The 16,274-nt window shown below is 41.2% G+C and carries 15 protein-coding genes; 2 read left to right on the forward strand and 13 right to left on the reverse strand.

Annotation, left to right across the window (positions count from 1 at the left end; translation table 11 throughout):
- Positions 1–21: 21 nt before the first annotated feature.
- From B3394_RS08905 to B3394_RS08965, 13 genes are all read right to left on the reverse strand, one after another.
- Positions 22–2,346, reverse strand: a complete 2,325-nt coding sequence (locus tag B3394_RS08905) for a T9SS type B sorting domain-containing protein (protein ID WP_286915343.1) — start codon at positions 2,344–2,346, stop codon at positions 22–24.
- Positions 2,347–2,362: 16 nt separating this feature from the next.
- Positions 2,363–3,202 (reverse strand): ABC transporter permease, encoded by an 840-nt coding sequence (locus B3394_RS08910; protein ID WP_177735566.1) that lies wholly within the window; start codon positions 3,200–3,202, stop codon positions 2,363–2,365.
- Between the two features lie 23 nt (positions 3,203–3,225).
- On the reverse strand, positions 3,226–4,122 hold the full coding sequence (locus B3394_RS08915) for an ABC transporter ATP-binding protein (protein ID WP_286915349.1): 897 nt from the start codon (positions 4,120–4,122) through the stop codon (positions 3,226–3,228).
- A gap of 71 nt (positions 4,123–4,193) precedes the next feature.
- On the reverse strand, positions 4,194–6,050 hold the full coding sequence (locus tag B3394_RS08920; protein ID WP_177735562.1) for a hypothetical protein: 1,857 nt from the start codon (positions 6,048–6,050) through the stop codon (positions 4,194–4,196).
- A gap of 108 nt (positions 6,051–6,158) precedes the next feature.
- The gene (locus tag B3394_RS08925; RefSeq protein ID WP_177735560.1) at positions 6,159–7,217 is read right to left on the reverse strand and encodes a nucleoid-associated protein; all 1,059 of its coding nucleotides are present in this window, start codon (positions 7,215–7,217) and stop codon (positions 6,159–6,161) included.
- 214 nt (positions 7,218–7,431) lie between these two features.
- Positions 7,432–7,977, reverse strand: a complete 546-nt coding sequence (locus tag B3394_RS08930; protein WP_177735558.1) for an IS1096 element passenger TnpR family protein — start codon at positions 7,975–7,977, stop codon at positions 7,432–7,434.
- Positions 7,978–8,130: 153 nt separating this feature from the next.
- Positions 8,131–9,360 carry a T9SS type A sorting domain-containing protein gene (locus B3394_RS08935; protein WP_286915362.1) on the reverse strand — a complete coding sequence of 410 codons (1,230 nt, stop codon included), beginning with the start codon at positions 9,358–9,360 and terminating at the stop codon, positions 8,131–8,133.
- Positions 9,361–9,436: 76 nt separating this feature from the next.
- Positions 9,437–9,826: a VOC family protein gene (locus tag B3394_RS08940; protein ID WP_286915364.1), complete on the reverse strand. Its 390-nt coding sequence runs from the start codon at positions 9,824–9,826 to the stop codon at positions 9,437–9,439.
- Between the two features lie 52 nt (positions 9,827–9,878).
- Positions 9,879–10,190: a hypothetical protein gene (locus B3394_RS08945; RefSeq protein WP_177735552.1), complete on the reverse strand. Its 312-nt coding sequence runs from the start codon at positions 10,188–10,190 to the stop codon at positions 9,879–9,881.
- A 317-nt stretch (positions 10,191–10,507) separates the two neighbouring features.
- Positions 10,508–11,107 (reverse strand): HPP family protein, encoded by a 600-nt coding sequence (locus tag B3394_RS08950; protein WP_286915369.1) that lies wholly within the window; start codon positions 11,105–11,107, stop codon positions 10,508–10,510.
- Between the two features lies 1 nt (position 11,108).
- The gene (locus tag B3394_RS08955; RefSeq protein ID WP_317168397.1) at positions 11,109–12,371 is read right to left on the reverse strand and encodes a chloride channel protein; all 1,263 of its coding nucleotides are present in this window, start codon (positions 12,369–12,371) and stop codon (positions 11,109–11,111) included.
- Positions 12,372–12,458: 87 nt separating this feature from the next.
- Positions 12,459–12,830, reverse strand: a complete 372-nt coding sequence (locus B3394_RS08960) for a VOC family protein (RefSeq protein ID WP_286915373.1) — start codon at positions 12,828–12,830, stop codon at positions 12,459–12,461.
- 17 nt (positions 12,831–12,847) lie between these two features.
- Positions 12,848–13,192 (reverse strand): MmcQ/YjbR family DNA-binding protein, encoded by a 345-nt coding sequence (locus B3394_RS08965; protein ID WP_177735543.1) that lies wholly within the window; start codon positions 13,190–13,192, stop codon positions 12,848–12,850.
- 165 nt (positions 13,193–13,357) lie between these two features.
- Here B3394_RS08965 and B3394_RS08970 point away from each other — a divergent pair, with 165 nt between their 5' ends.
- Positions 13,358–15,508, forward strand: coding sequence for a TonB-dependent receptor (locus B3394_RS08970; protein WP_286915379.1), 2,151 nt, complete (start codon positions 13,358–13,360; stop codon positions 15,506–15,508).
- A gap of 135 nt (positions 15,509–15,643) precedes the next feature.
- Positions 15,644–16,273: a hypothetical protein gene (locus B3394_RS08975; RefSeq protein WP_286915382.1), complete on the forward strand. Its 630-nt coding sequence runs from the start codon at positions 15,644–15,646 to the stop codon at positions 16,271–16,273.
- Position 16,274 lies beyond the last annotated feature (1 nt).

Consider the following 16,274-nt stretch of genomic DNA (forward strand, 5'->3'; position numbering starts at 1 on the left):
AGGCTCGTTTGGACAATTTTTTTAGCGTAACATCGAAAAATGTCCTTTAACAACTCTTCCGGTATCGAATGTAATTGTAAACCAGTAATCGGTCGAAGGAAGATCCCGTCCGTTATACACTCCATTCCAGCCGCCGCCGCCTTTAAAGAAATACAACAGCTTGCCGTAGCGGTCAAAAATAGCCACTTTGGCATTCGGATACCGGCTCAGGTACGGAATTCGCCATACGTCGTTATAACCATCGCCATTGGGTGTGAAGAAACGGGGATAGTCTAAAACAAAGAATGTTTTGTTTACGGTAGCACATCCTTTAGTGTCTTTTACATATACGATATATTCTCCGGGTTCAAGATTGGTAAATGTAGGCGAACTCTGGAAAGTAGCATTATCTAATGAAAATTCATAAGAACCCGGCCCCTGGTAGTTAACTGTTGCCGAATTCTGGTTGAAATTAAAGTCATTTACCGTTATTGAAAGTATCGTTGCCGGAGCAGAGGCTGCCACGGTAAAGGTCTTGGTAACACTGCAACCGTCGGCATTGGTGATTTTAACGGCATAACTTCCTGCCTGGTCTACCGTGATTGTCAGGGTAGTTTTTACCGGATTTGTATTCCATTCGTATGTAAATCCTGCCGGAGCACTTAATATTACGGTACCGCCCGGACAGATGGTTTTTGTTTCATTCTGAATATTGGCACCGTTAAAACTGTTTACAACTAAGGTTACCGGTGAAATACCGTAACAGTCGGAACCGTTAACCACGCGGGCATAAATAACCTGCTGATTCGGAGTGGTATTGATGTATGGGGAGCTTAACGGGCTGGTAACAGACAAGGCATTGTCTATGGTTGCAAAATACTGAACATTGGCACCGGCCGGTAATCCTGTAAATAATGGCGTTATGGCATTCAGGTCGAAAGCGGTTCTGCCGTCCAGGGTACCATCGTTATCACATTGTTTTTGTGGCGGTAAGGTTGCAATTGTATTGTTCGCTACCTGTAGCGTTACAGTGGCATAAGCCACGCAGTTATACTGGCTGATAATTCGTGCTGTAACCGTGTCGGTGTTGGCTGTAGTGTTCTGATATGCCGTAGGATTAGCAATTAACCCGGTTAAATTCTGGGCATCCTGAAGCGTAGGGTAATAATTTATGGATGTGGTTGTTCCCGCAGCAATAGTGCTTTTAATATCGTTATCGGCAAGCGTTAAATTGAATTTTGTGATACCGTTCTGGGTAGCATCGTCACATTGTATTAAAGTGGCATTATTCGGGGTTAACAGATCGGTATATTCAATGACAATCTGGCTGCTGGAAGTACAGTTGCCGCCTGCTGTTGTAATGGCTGTTTCCACGCGGTATGTTCCCGGCTGCGTTACGGTATAAGTAGGGTTGGTTGCTCCGGGAATGATGGTCGCAACATTATTCTGAACGGTATACCACTGGTAAGCGTTTACTCCGGTTTGGGTTGCATCTATAGTGACATTTTCGCCGTGACAAACCGGATTTCCGGTTGCGATTAAGCGATCCGGACCCAAATCGGTTTCAATATTAAAACTACCGCCTTTCAGGAAGATAGCCGAGTCATAGTATTGATTTCCCTGATCGGCTATTACAAGCTTGATGTGATAGGTGTTTCCGGGAATTACGGTTGCTTCCGCTCTTAGGGTTGCTGTCTGGCCGTTGTAGTTAGTAGGACTCTGCACCTGGTTGAAGCCGCCAAAATACTGGGCATTGGCTTCCGGGCAAATGGTTCCGGGACCGCGAACGGTGGTTACTTTTACCGGAATACTGGTACCCGGTACAACCGCTAAGTTCTGGTATTGCTGGGCTCCGGTTTCTTTTAACAGGAAAGCAAAACCATCGGAATAATTACATTGATTCGGACTCGGGCTGGTTAAATACTGTTCGGATGCAAAAACATAGTCGAAACTCATTTTATTGGAGATCGGAATAAAATCAAATTCCAATACCGTAGCATTAATCGTGTTGTTTTCGCCAATAGCCTGCTCCAGATCCTGATCGCCTGCCCAACTGGAAGGCCCTTCGCTCAGAATAGAAGCATTGGGGCCAACAGCCGAAACTGCTTTTCCGGTAGTAATGATAATACCGTCATTGAACGGGAAACCATTGACTCCCTGGAAATAGCCGTAACTTTTTTTTCCGTCATTAAACGTGTAACCGTTTATGGAAATATTGGATACCTGGGCACAAGAACTGTTAAAAAGCTTGTCCCGGACTAACTGGTCGTCTGTGTAATTTTCAGTTACCTGAATATATTGAGCAAAAATTGTTGTCGAAAACAACAGTAAAAGTGCTGTTAAGTAGCGGTTTATATATACATGCATAGTAACCGCAAAGATACTATAAATCTCGTTTTTTCAGAATTTTATAGGACATTAACATAAAAATAACGGTCCAGGTAATCACAATGATAATGTCGCCGATTTGCACGCTATAGTCTTTTTCAAGATTTGCCCCGCTTATTGTTGCTCCTAACTGGTTGATTACCGAAAGCCTGGTAAACGGTTCTTTGATCAGGTTGCTCATGGATTCCAACGGGAAAAAACGGCTTACTTTTTCGTAAATATCGGTACCCTTAAAGATTTGCCATCGCATTAACCCGATCGCTATGGATTCGATGATGCTCCAAACCAGCAGGAAACCCAATGCAAAAGCGGAACGTTTTACCAGTATTCCTAAGAATAAACAGAAAGAAAAGAAAGCGGTCAGCCGGATGAAATAGGCAAAAAGGTATTCCATGTCTGAAAAAACAATGCTAAACTCATTGTAGGAAGAATAGCTGTATCCCAAAATAAGCGACAGTACAAACACAAAAACAGTGGAGCCGAAAGCAAAAAGCAGTACGGTCAGGAATTTGGATTTGATGAATTCTTTTTTACTTAAACCATCGATGAGGTTTTGTTTTAACGTGCCGTAGCTGTATTCGTTTGCCATCATGGAAACGATTACAATGGCTAAAAACAGCTTTAAAATGGAGGCAATCCAGGTGTTGAAGTGCCAGATATAAGGGAAATTAAAAATACCCTGTTCGGCAATATGCAATTTGAAATTCCCAAATTCAAATTTTATTGTAGCAATCAGGGCTATAAAGGAAAGCAGAATAAAGTAGCACAATATTAAAACCCTGCTGGCTTTATTTTTCCATAGTTTTTGAAGTTCGATATCTAAAAGACGTTTCATAATGTTGATTTGTTGATTGATGATTAACGGTTGCTGGTTAGTTGTAAAAACTGTTCTTCAAGACTGTGTTTGCGTTTAACCAGGTGGTTCAGTACAATGTTGTTTTGAAATAAATGCTGGTTAAGTGCCGAAGCTTCCAGCGGAGCTTTCAGGTAAACAAAAAGTTTTCCGTCTTCTTCATCAATTTTTTCAACGGCATCAATTTTTTCTAAAACAAGTTTTAATGCGCTGTTGTTTTCAGACTGTAATTCGAAAAAGCCTTCATTGGAAATAATTCCGTCAACTGTTCCGGTATATAGTATTTCCCCTTTGCGAAGGACTACTACATGCGAACATACTTTTTCCACTTCGTCCAAAAGGTGAGAGGCTAAGAGAATAGTGGTGCCGTTAGCGGCAATAAATTTGATAATATCCCTGATCTGGCGGATTCCCTGCGGATCCAATCCGTTTGTCGGTTCGTCCAGAATCAGGATTTCCGGATCGTTCAATAAGGCCGAAGCAATGGCAAGCCGCTGTTTCATACCCAGAGAGAACGTTCTGAATTTGCTGTCTTTTCGCTCCAGTAGTCCCACGACTTCCAGCTTTTCTTTTACCTTGTCATAATGAATGTCTTTTATCTTGCAAACCAGTTTCAGGTTTTCTTCAGCGGTCAGGTACGGATAGAAGTTCGGACGTTCGATTATAGCGCCTACTTTTTTTAATGCGTGGTGTGTATCTAATTTTCCGTCAAACCATTTGTAGCTGCCGGAGGTTTTGTTGACAACATTCAGGATGATTCCCAGGGTTGTGGATTTTCCGCTGCCGTTAGGTCCTAAAATGCCGTAAACATTTCCCTTTTTAATTTCGAAAGAAACGTTTTTAACAGCATGTACACTGCCGTAGCGTTTGTCTAAATTTTCAATGGTAAGTATTGTTTCCAAAATGGTGCTTTTTTGATTGATTAGAGATAAGACGAGGCACTTTGCAATTTGTTACTTAAAAAAGTAAGATATTATTGGTAAGGAATTACTGAAGGATTTCCGATCTGGAAATTCTGCAGTCCAAAATCATTATTCTTAAAAGAATTGGTTTTGAAAATATTGTCGCCGGCACCCGGAATACTTGGGTAAAAGGCAAACGACAGCTGAAAGCTGTTAAAAACAAGGTAGTCGTTACTGATCAAAACACCCAGTCCGAATTTGGAGTACAAACGGTTGGAAAAAAGGTGGTCCTGATCCCCCAGCATTCCGAATGAGAAGTTCGCAAAGGGACTGAAACGGAAGCCGTACCAGCTGCCCGGCATATAGGACTGGGTTTGGAAGGTCATCTGGATTTTCCGGTTTCCGTAAAAATCAACACTGTCAAATCCCTGAATACCGTTGTTTCCGGAAAGCGTCAGCAAATCACGGTCCGTTTGCAAACGGTGGCTGCCAATGATAAATTCGGGTTTGATGAACTGCCGGAATTTCCAGCTGCCGTATTCGATGAGTTTTGTGAAATAGTTGATTTCAAAACGAAAAACACTCTGCTGGGTCAGCGAACCGTTAAAATACCCGCCCCATTCCACAGTGGTGCCTAAAAAGCCGAAATCATGGTAGTCGCCAAAGGATACCCGCGATCCCAGATACAATCTTTTAAGGCCGTTTTTCTGATGTATACCGGTCGTGATCGAATAGACTCTTCCAACCGGAACGTCTTCAATAATACCATAGTTAAACAGATAGCGTTCCTGTACGAAGCTTCGGGTTGTGATACCGATACTGGTGAGGTACAATTTGGTATTGGCAAAATAGTTGATGGAATCGTATTTTACATCGGGTTTCTCAATAAATTTTGAATTGTAAAAACGGGCGGTCGTGACCAGATTGGTAATGCGGTTGTCTTCCGAACGTCCTTTAAAGATCCGGAAAGCATGTCCGCCCCAGAAATTTTGGGATTCGGTTTTAAAGTTTTGAAAAATGGTATTTGCCGTACCGTTTTCATCAAAAGTACCGTCTTTGAACTCTTCCTTGTGGAAGTTCTGTTCGAAGCTGTAACCGCCTGCCCAGCGCGTTAACGGGGAGAAAAAACTACGTTCTACGGCAAATCCCTTGATGTAGTCGTCCTCCAGTCCGTATTCATAGCGCAATACCGTATTGATATAGGTATTCCGGATATTGGGAATCGTATATTTCGCACTGTAAGCACTTTTATTATCGGAAAAACGCTGTTTGAAGTTGTTCTCAAATTCATGTCCGAGGCCTAAAAAGTTTCGCTCGGTTATTTCCAGATTGCTCTGGGAACCGGTAAAGGCTCCGGTAGGGATAAAACTCCAGGAATCGAGTACGCGTACCACCACGTCAATAGAATCGGGGCTGTTGGTGGCAACCGGTTTGATCGTAACGCTTCTCACGTACCGCTGACGACGAACCAAACGTTCCGATTCCCGCATTTTAAGGGAATCGACGGTTTCATATTTTTTAAAAAGCAACAGGTTGCGAACCGTCCAGTTTTTGGTTTTAATGTGAATCCTGTTACCAAAACGTTCAATCCATTTATTAGGCGTTTCATCCTCATTGGTAACTGAATAGCCGAAAGGATCCAGTGTTTCAATCCTGATCTTGCGGATAACTTTTCCTTCAAACGGCAGGTAAGACATCGGTTTAGCCGGCGGTGCGGCTTTGATTTCTTTTCTGGGCGTGGTAACGCTTCGGGTTGGCCGGAAGATCAGCCGGTGTATAAAACGGGTAAATTTTTTCTTTTTGGAAAACTTCTCAATATCCTGGTAAATAGCCTTGGAAGAGTCTACTTTGGTTTTTGTGTCCTGAGCATAACCTTGTGGCAGCAGCACAAAAAAGAGGAATAGGATAGGGAGTGTTTTTTTTAACATTTGCAGAAAAACCTATATTTAAAGATATAAAAATAAATTTAGGAACGAAAAAAAATGAATGTTGTTATGCGGGAAATAAAAAAGAGGCCGAATCCGACCTCTTTATTTTTAGCTTTTTTGTTCTTTATTGAAGTAAACAAGGTAGTAATACATCTGTTTTTCTTCGTCCCAGCCTTTTTCTACAAATTTTTCAGCACTTTCCGGATTAATGAAATCCAGTTTGATTTGAATGTTGGTATCCAGCTGGATAGTGTTTTTCATTTTTTTACGGGCATCGGAAACCGCTGCATTCGCAATCGGGAAATTGGTCAGGTCTTCAATACTGTATTTTTCCCCTTTGTCTACTTTGTAGTTTTTGAACTCCGAAATCAAATCGGGATTGTCAATTACTTCATTTAAAAAGTTGGTTTCTTCAAACTCGTCATTTTTAGCGAAGTAGTTTACCGAACGGTTCATGAACATTACCTCTTCTTTTTTGTCTTCTGCCGGAAGTACTACTTCTTTTGCAAAATCCTGGCAGAATTTCAGGTATTTTTTAGTCTTGAAGTTTTCATCCTGAAACGCATCTACAGAAAGGAAATGCTCCAGCCAGTAACGCGCATCATAACGGTTGCTGTCTATGGTCAGGATTTTGTATCCTTCTTCTTTTTTGTAGTTGAAAATGATACAGCCTTTATCCAGTTTGTTCAGGTTGATACCTTGTTGCAGTATCATTTCCAGAGTAGATTCTCTTTCTTCAAACTGAAGGAAATCGGCTTTTAACTCACTTTTGAAAATACCGATAGCATCCACCACATTGTTATCGATGGACACATTGGTTAAATACGTTACATATACCTCTCCGTTTTTAATGTGCGGGTGGTTGGACTGTTCAAATAAGTGTCTTGTTATTTTTTTAGAAACGTCGTGTATGCTTCCCGGATTAGTGAAAATCTCATTGGAAAAATTGAACATTTCATTATAATCCAAATCAACATCATGGGCAAACTGAAAATAATTTTCTTCTTTTTCCCGGAATGGTTTAAAGAAATATTCCTTTAGTAAAGGCATGATCTCGTCATCAATACCATAAGGTGTTTCGGATAAAAAGATGGCTTCGTTACGGCTTTTATTTCCTACTCTGTGAATAGAAAGATTGTCGATGTGGGTGTTGAATAAGTTTATCATTGTTGTTAAATTTGGTACAGGGTAAACGGAATCAGGTCAGAAAATAACGGTTGTTATTTCCGTACTCATCGAAGCATGAAAATAGCATGCCGCCTACGCTGTGTATTTTGCTGAATTGAGATTTGTTATAATAATATATGCCGCCATAACGGCATTCGAATTTCGGAAAGCGACCGGTTATCGTTTGGAAACAAGCTTACAGGCCGCAGTGAAATTAGTTCCAGTTTTCTTCAAACCCCATATCGTTGAAACTGTCGTCTCCATCGAACATGTCGAAATCTTCGTCGTCAAAATCATCTTCAAATTCTCCATACATATCATCGTTGGATACAATTGGCGAATTAAAATCTTTTGTAGGAGCATCTGTTGGAAGTTCTCCGTGAGCGAATAATAAATCAGGATACGTCACACCGTTTTCTTCGTCTTCAACAGCAGCCAGTTCCACAAAGAATGTCCACATATTAAGGAAATCGTAAACGTAAATGATTTTAGTACTGTTTTCATCTAAAATAGAAGAAAGCGGGTAATCAGCCATGGTTTTTTGTTCACCGGGAACATCTCCGGTATCAAATAATGGAATTTCATCTTCCTGTGTCCATTCGTCATCACAAGTGTAAAAAGAAGCAATTTCCATTCCGTCAAAGCCAAAGGCATTAACAATAGCGTTGTGTAAATCCTCTAAAGAATTATCTTCAAGGATCGCAATATCTCTGAATATATCTTCCTCAGCATCGAGTATTACTCTGAATTTATAAACCATAACCTTTTTTGTTTTTTAAAAAGCCAAAGTTACGTTTAATCCTTTTTAATCCAATTAGTGTTGATAATTTTTTAGTTAAGTTTTATAAGTTTCTTGTTTACAGTGTTTTATTGGCTAAAGGGGATGAGCCGGTACAAACGGAAAAGAAAGGGTTTACGACTTAATAAATTTATACACAGCCTGATTATCGGTAATTATAAAATAAATTCCGGTGGCATATCCGGAAACGTCAATTTTCCAGTCGTGCTGCTGTTGAGCATTGCGGTACATTTCCTGTCCGACAGTATTCACAATACGAATGCCGGAAGCCGGTTCATTATTGGTAATGTTCAGTACCGTTCCGGCAGGATTGGGATAGAGCATAAGCCCGGCTGTGGTAAATGCAGCAGAGGTTAACGTTCCCAGGTCGATTTGTTTTTCGATGATTTCCACACAACCGTTACGAAACGCTTTTAAGGTGACGGTTTTCTGTCCGCCGCTTGTAAAAAGGTGCACCGGATTGTTTTCGGATGAGGTCGTTCCGTCTCCGAAATCCCATTCGAGTACTGTAAAGTTTGCGGCAGTATTGGTGAAATGCACCGTATTGTTATTGTGCTGGTATTCAAAATTAGCGTGAAGGTCGAACGTATTGATGCGCCATTGCGGTTTATTCGGTAACACAACCTGATCGGCAATATTGTGAAAATAGGCCGCAGTATTAGGGTTTACATTGCCAAAGGCAGTGGTTCCGGTTACCGGTTCCTGGAAAATGGCGGCAAACATGGTTGCCGCAACAAGATAAGAGCCGTTCAGATTCGGGTGGATATCATTGTACGTTCCGTGCAAAAGCAGATCCTGCTGGGCGGTATAATGCATCCGGGCACTTTCTCCTGCCGGAACAAACGGAACGTGCAGGTTATCGGCCATTTTGGTAAGCGAATCTTTGATGCGGGTCTGAACGGTAAAATAGGTTGCGTAGTTGTTAGCGGAAGGAACGCCATACGGGATTTCATATAACAGTACTTTGGCACAGGGACTGTATTTTTTTATGGAATCGATCAGCATCCGGCCTCTTTGGATGGTCTGGTTTACAGATGCAGTGGCACCGGCCGATTCTCCGGAACCCGGTTGCAGCACTACCGCATGCCATACTTTTTCCCGGAAAAGATTGTACACGGCAGCATTGGCAGCATGATCTGCAAATCCGGCACCGCCAACGGCATGCATTTGTGTGGTTACATTTTTTCCTTTATTGTTAGCGATATCTTTAAACAATACCGGCATATCGTTAAAGTAAGTAATGCTGTTGCCCACAAACAGGATGTTTCGGGATTCATTCTGGGCATGAACAGCCGTATAAAACAGCAATAACAGCACAGCCGGGAAACGTATTTTTAGTTTCATTAATGCGTTTTTATTGAATTTTGGTTTACAATTATAAGGTTTTTGTATGTAAAATTCGGTAAAAACGGATTTTTATTTATTTTTCGTAAAACTCAACCGGCAGTAAATCAGGATCGGCAATAAAGAAAAAGCGTTTTCCGGTATATTCATCGACTCTGATCGTTTCACAATCGATTTCTTTTTGTGTTAAGTATTCGTGGGTATCGTGAATGTCATTTACTTCAAAAGCAAGATGGCGCAGTCCGGCGGCTTCCGGCCGGGAAGGACGCAGCGGCGGATCCGGGAAAGAGAAGAGTTCCAGGCAGTAATTACCGTTGATGGCTAAATCCAGTTTATACGATTGCCGTTCGGCTCTGTAAACTTCCTGCAGGACGGTTAAACCCAGGATTTCGGTGTAGAAATGTTTGGATCTTTTATAATCGGAACAAATCAGGGCAATGTGATGCACTTTGTTGAGGCTAAGCATGGGATGTCATTTAGAAGCATAAAAAAAGCCTAGTTAACTAGGCTTTTTTTTATTATTTTTTTGCTGGTTTGCTACTTGGAGCGTTTAACGCTTTGTTCGTCGCATTCAGTTTATTGAAAGCTTTCATGATCGCATCGTTTGTACCTTTGCTGTTGATGATATCATTAAGCGCTTTGGTATCATTTTTTAAAGCAATGATTTTATTAGCTAATTCTTCTGTTCTGGCAATATGATCCGGGAATTTGTATTCGTTAAGTGCTTCTGAAAACTGAACCAGTGTTTCGGCATTTCCTTTAATAGGCTTCAGGTCACCTTTTAAAGCATCACGGTAAGTTTTAGTCAATAAATCCTGATAATCTCTCATTTGAGGCCATTTATCAGAAATTGATTGTGCTGAAATTGAATTTATCGCGAATAAAGCAACGATAACTAATAAAGATTTAAAGTATTTCATAATTTTAGGTAGTTAATATTTGTATTTGCAATACTAAGAAATTTAATGTAATAATTATAATATTTTAGCAGTAATTAAAATATTGATATCTTTTTGTTATTTATTCTCGTTTTTTCAGAATTATGGAGCGATACTATTTAGCGCAGGTAAATCATTTCCGGCAGGCCGGCTTCCGGATATCCTCAAAAAGAACCTTTTTTAAAGTGGCTAAAACGTGCGGCATATTGCTAGTTGTTTTTTAAACGCTCTTTTATCCTTTTTCTAAAATGGGTAAACTTCTGATGCGACGGATACTGCCTGTTGGACGTCATATTATTGAACAACAGCGCTACCGCCAGAAGGATCAGGGCACCGCTTAACACCGGAGAAAGAACATACCAGTATCCCAGGGCTTTAATATCTGCCGATCCGGTAACTGCAATCAGGGCAGTGGCACCGCCGGGCGGATGAAGTGTTTTGGTAATCTGCATAAAAACAATGGACAGGGAAACGGCCAGCGGGGCAGCAACCCAGATCACATCGGGGATCAGTTTTTGAATGGTCACGCCAATTATGGCAGAAATAAGATGACCGCCCACCAGGTTACGCGGTTGTGCCAGCGGACTTTGAATCACGCCATAAACCAGTACACAGGAGGCACCGAATGAACCGATCAGGAAAACATAATCCTGAACGGAGTACAAACCGTATTGCAGATAGCTGATAATTCCCAATCCGACGAATGAACCGGTAAATGCCCAAAAGTGCTCCTTGAAATCGACTAAAGTCTCTTTGTAAAGGACATATTTGGCTTTGCGGTAATTCCGTTTTATTTTTTTTGTAGGCATATTATACTCGCGAATAACTGTAAACAGTATATGGGTAAATCAGTTTGGCTGTATATTTTGAAATTAAGCACACAATCAGGATCGGTACAAACAACGTATAATCGTTTATGGCTTCACAAACTAAAAATAAGGCGGTAAACGGTGCATGGATACTGGCGCTCAACATGGCCGCCATTCCGATTACCATAAAATTGATAGGCAATACACCGGCATTAAAAAAAGTATTCAGAACGGAAGCGGTCAGCAATCCTAAAAAGGCGCCGATAAAAAGACTTGGCGCAAACACACCGCCGTCACCACCGGAAACCAGAGTAAGCGAAGTGACAATCGGTTTGATCAGGATTACCATAATTAAGGTCAGGGCAAAGGATAGTGTTAATTTCAGATTGCTGGAATAGTGTATCAGTTGCTTTACAGCATGATATCCTTCTCCGTATAACTGCGGTAACAGCAATAATGCCAAGCTGACGAAACCGGCACCGATTAAAATTCTTAAATGCTGTTTGTCTATTGTCGCAAATTTTTGTTTGAAAAGTAAAACGCAGCGGTTTAAATACACCGCATTCACGCCGGCTATTATGCCTAACAAAATCATGTATGGCAAAGCGTGCAGGTGCCAGGGTAAAACCGCGATGTTAAACATGGGCTGGCTGTCTACAAAATGAGTGAAGGTGAAAGCAACAGCTACCGCAATTCCGTTGGTCAGTAAAAAAGATCTGGAAAACTTTCCGGAAATCACTTCATAGGCAAAAATCAGCCCGGCTATCGGACTGCCGAATAAAGCGGTGATTCCGGAGGCAATTCCGGCGCAGATGAGCTGTGTTTTATAACGTTTGAAAACATTTTCCTTTTGCTGTACCACCGAACCGATTGCTGCGGAAGCGACAACGGTAGAAACCTCAATCCCGGTAGAACCACCAAAAATAACGGTAATTAATCCGTTAAGGAAATGAGAGGAAACTTTATAGGCCGGGAGGTTTTTGGTTTTGGAATCGGTACTTTCATAAATCTCCTTGATACCCTTGTTCTCCTTTTTCTTGAATAACGTTTGCCTTAAAAAATAAATGATTGAAAAACTCAGGATTGGAAACAGCAGGTACAACATCCAGTTGTTTTTTGCCAGGGCGAAGAAAATTTCTTCATAATGTTCCGTTATTTTTTTTAAAGTGTTCCCTAATAAGGCACTTAAAAAGCCTATTATGGCTGAGGTGATAATCAATTTCTGAAGAATAATCCAGCGATGATTCTTCTTGATTAAGGACATTTTTTTCATTGGGAGAAGTTCGCAAACTGATTTAGATTTACAAAAGTAGTTATTGCGATGCTAAAAATAGTATTGAAAAAGTTAAAATTAGGCATTTACAATCCACCACTGGTTGCCGAAAGGATCTTCAAAACCAGCAGTATAACCATAATCCTGCTGTACAGGCGGCATTAAGGAAACGGCTTTGTTTTCGATAGCCTTTTTATAAACAAGGTCCACATTGTCAATATAGATAAACATTCCGCAGGGTCGCGCATCAAAACCGTAGGGTTTCTGGGCAAACATAATCACGGCGTCAAAAATCCTGATTTCGCCATGCATGATGGTTCTGCTGCCTTCACCGGGAACGATAAGCTGTTCCTGTGCATCCAGTACTTTTTTGGTAAAGTTTAAAAAAGCTTCGGCTTCTTCAATAATGATATAGGGCATAACCGGAAGATACTGATCTGGGATTTTCATGATGACCTGATTTTGAGTTATTGCAATTCCTTTTTGACTTTCGCCGGTAGTTTGTCTTTGACCAAGTGATACGACTGCTGTATATAATGCTGCCATTCTTTTGGCGATAACAGCGCAATATCTTCAACCAAAACCCATTTGTAACGGGCGACATAAGGTGCCGGTTTGATTCCGTTTCTATGAATGAGTTCTGAAAATTCTTCGGCTGTTACTTTAAACGATGCAGTAACCGGAACCGTATTGAGGCCAATTACACAAAACATTTTGTTTCCGATATGAAAACACAAATCATCTCCCCATTTAATGTCTTCTGTGACACCCGGAAAAGAAGTGCAAAGTATTTGTAATTCAGTAATATCCATACTGTTTTTTTAGGTGTTCAGGCTAAGTTACGTCATTTTGCAGTTTTAAAAGCAGTATGTCTTATTTTAATTTACAGTTCGTCCGCTATATTTTACAATTCAGTATTCTTTTTTATGATACGGCAGTCAGGTGCTGCAAATTTGTCCTATCAAAATACAGAAATAATGAAAACAATAATTACTATTTTTTGCTTTTTAAGTTGTCTGGCTATCCAGTCACAAACCAAAATTTCCGGTAAGGTGGTCGATCAGAAAGGGAAACCGCTTGAAGGGGCGAACGTGTTTATTGAAGGAACCTATGACGGGGCTTCCTCTGATGCTAGCGGCGCTTTTACCTTTGAAACGGATGCGAAAGGAAACCAGACACTTTTAATTAGCTTTCTGACTTTTGAAACCACAAAAGAAGCAATTGTAGTGGAAAGCTACCAGCCAAGATCGTTTAAGCTGAAAGAAAGCGTGAATGCGCTGGATGCCGTGGTTATTTCGGCAGGAACTTTCCAGGCGGGCAGCAATGCAAAGGCAGCAGTGCTAAAACCGTTGGATATCGTTACTACAGCGGGTTCTGCCGGGAACATCATCGGAGCGCTGCAAACCTTACCAGGGGCGCAGATTGTTGGCGAAAGCGGACGTTTATTCGTGAGAGGCGGGGAATCGGATGAAACGCAAACCTATATTGACGGTATTCGTGTGGCACAGCCTTATGGCGTATCGGCAAACAACTTGCCTACCAGAGGGCGTTTTTCACCTTTTTTATTTAGCGGAATCTCATTTTCTACCGGTGGTTATTCTGCCGAATATGGCGATGCCTTATCGAGCGTATTGCTTTTGAGTACCATTAACGATCCCGATCAGGAAAAAACAGATGTTGCTTTTATGACCGTTGGTCTGGGTGTGGGAAATACCCAAAAATGGGAAAAAAGCTCGCTGAGTTTTAATATGAACTATATCAATCTGGAACCGTATCAGAAGCTGATCAAACAAAATGTAGACTGGAACAAGCCGTACCAGTCCATGTCGGGGGAAATGGTGTACCGTCGTCATTTTGAAAACGGGCTGTTTAAGTTTTATGCGGCTTTCGACCATGCGAGTTTTGACCTGAACCAAAAAGATGTGAACTATGCCGATCCGGTTCGGGTAGACACGAAGAACAGTAATTTTTACCTGAACTCGTCCTATAAAGGCAATTTTGGAGCAAACTGGACGATACAGACCGGAGTGGGATTAGGATACAGTCAGAATAAAACGGATCTGAATGCCGATTTTCTAAAAAACAGGGAAAATGCAGCGCACCTGAAATTAAAATTGTCCAAGAAGTTTTCAAATAAAGTGCGTTTCACTTTTGGCGGGGATTATTTCCTGACCGATTTTAAAGAGCATTTTTTCCAGGATGTGAATACCTTTCAAAGCGGCTACACCAGTAGTATTGGTGCCTTGTATGCCGAATCGGATATTGTATTGTCTAAAGACTTTGTCGCTAAAGTTGGGGTACGCGGGATGTACAGTGATTTATTGGAAAAAAGCACGATCGATCCCCGGATCTCATTTGCTTACAAGACCAGTAAAAACGGACAGCTTTCTGTTGCTTACGGGGATTTTCATCAGCTGCCAAAACAGGATTATCTGAAATATACGTCGGGTTTCGAACCGGAAAAAACAGCACATTATCTGCTGAATTATAACTATGCGGCGAACGGGCAAACCCTAAGAGCGGAGCTTTTTTATAAAGATTATGAAAATCTGGTAAAATACAATACCGACTTACCGCAATACAACAGTGTTTACAATAACAACGGTAGCGGTTTTGCCAAAGGGCTGGATATTTTCTGGAGAGACAGTAAAGCGATTAAAAGCCTGGATTACTGGGTTTCCTATTCCTATATTGATAGCAAAAGGGATTATAAAAACTATACCGCTTCGGTTACACCGGGTTTTGTGGCAAAGCATACGCTTTCGGTGGTTGGGAAATACTGGATTGACGATTTGCGTTCCCAGCTGAGTGTAACCAACAGTTTTGCAACCGGAAGACCATACAATAATCCTAATGAAACACTTTTTATGAATGGCAAAACCAAAAGCTATAATAGCCTGAGTGTGAGCTGGGCCTATTTGTTATCCCAGCAAAAGATTTTGTTTTTCTCTGTTTCCAACGTATTGGGGAATGACAATGTTTTTGGTTACCAATATGCCAATTCACCGGATATGAGCGGGCAGTTCCAGCGTCAGGCGATTACGCAGCCGGCAGACCGTTTTTTCTTTGTGGGCTTCTTCTGGACGATCAGCCAGGACAAGAAATCAAACCAATTGGATAACCTGTAACAATTCATCCCCAAAAAACAACAGTTGGGTAACGATAAGTTTTCCGGGTGTTAAAACAGGGCTACTTTTGAACTGTAAATAAAGAAGTTTTAATCATCAATCTGAATAGTAACCAATAACTAAAAAAATCTAAAAATGACAAAAATTATCACCGCATTAGCATTATTCGTTTGTAGTATGACATTTGCTCAGACGCAGTATGAAAAAGGAATGGGCAAAGCTTTAGGGCTTTGGGGAGAAGGAAAACCGGCAGAAGCATCGGCTATGTTTGAAAGAATTGCCCTGGTAGAAAAAAACAACTGGCTGCCGGACTATTATATCGCGCTGATAAACACTACAGAAGCTTTTGCAGCCATTGGAAAAAACAGGGAAAATCTTCCGGCTCTTTTGGAGAAAGCCCAAAAAGCCCAGAACGAGGCTACAGCTTTAAGTCCGAATAACCCGGAATTGATGGTTACACAAGCGTTGATTTATACCGCTTGGATTGTTTATGACCCTCAGGTAAACGGGATGACCCTGTCCGGTAAAACGATGGAACAATATTATAAGGCACTGGCTATCGCGCCAAATAATCCACGGGTGGTTTTCTCAAAAGCGGAATTTGAAATCGGAGGAGCTAAATATTTTGGAAAAGATACCAAGCCAATGTGTGCACAGATTGAAAAAGCAATAGAACTTTTTGCTACTTTTAAACCAGAATCGCCTTTTCACCCAAACTGGGGATTGGAAAGAGCGCAGGAAGTATTAAAAAACTGCCCGAAATAAG

This window comes from Flavobacterium sp. UBA4197, assembly GCF_002379575.1.
In the GTDB taxonomy this organism is placed as follows: domain Bacteria; phylum Bacteroidota; class Bacteroidia; order Flavobacteriales; family Flavobacteriaceae; genus Flavobacterium; species Flavobacterium inviolabile.

Bases quoted from the DNA above. Each gene is read 5' to 3' on its own strand.
- B3394_RS08965 (WP_177735543.1), bottom strand. From the start codon at position 13,192: ATGGATATTACTGAATTACAAATACTTTGCACTTCTTTTCCGGGTGTC.
- B3394_RS08925 (WP_177735560.1), bottom strand. From the start codon at position 7,217: ATGATAAACTTATTCAACACCCACATCGACAATCTTTCTATTCACAGA.
- B3394_RS08935 (WP_286915362.1), bottom strand. From the start codon at position 9,360: ATGAAACTAAAAATACGTTTCCCGGCTGTGCTGTTATTGCTGTTTTAT.
- B3394_RS08910 (WP_177735566.1), bottom strand. From the start codon at position 3,202: ATGAAACGTCTTTTAGATATCGAACTTCAAAAACTATGGAAAAATAAA.
- B3394_RS08960 (WP_286915373.1), bottom strand. From the start codon at position 12,830: ATGAAAATCCCAGATCAGTATCTTCCGGTTATGCCCTATATCATTATT.
- B3394_RS08945 (WP_177735552.1), bottom strand. From the start codon at position 10,190: ATGAGAGATTATCAGGATTTATTGACTAAAACTTACCGTGATGCTTTA.
- B3394_RS08970 (WP_286915379.1), top strand. From the start codon at position 13,358: ATGAAAACAATAATTACTATTTTTTGCTTTTTAAGTTGTCTGGCTATC.
- B3394_RS08955 (WP_317168397.1), bottom strand. From the start codon at position 12,371: ATGTCCTTAATCAAGAAGAATCATCGCTGGATTATTCTTCAGAAATTG.
- B3394_RS08920 (WP_177735562.1), bottom strand. From the start codon at position 6,050: ATGTTAAAAAAAACACTCCCTATCCTATTCCTCTTTTTTGTGCTGCTG.
- B3394_RS08975 (WP_286915382.1), top strand. From the start codon at position 15,644: ATGACAAAAATTATCACCGCATTAGCATTATTCGTTTGTAGTATGACA.
- B3394_RS08930 (WP_177735558.1), bottom strand. From the start codon at position 7,977: ATGGTTTATAAATTCAGAGTAATACTCGATGCTGAGGAAGATATATTC.
- B3394_RS08950 (WP_286915369.1), bottom strand. From the start codon at position 11,107: ATGCCTACAAAAAAAATAAAACGGAATTACCGCAAAGCCAAATATGTC.
- B3394_RS08940 (WP_286915364.1), bottom strand. From the start codon at position 9,826: ATGCTTAGCCTCAACAAAGTGCATCACATTGCCCTGATTTGTTCCGAT.
- B3394_RS08905 (WP_286915343.1), bottom strand. From the start codon at position 2,346: ATGCATGTATATATAAACCGCTACTTAACAGCACTTTTACTGTTGTTT.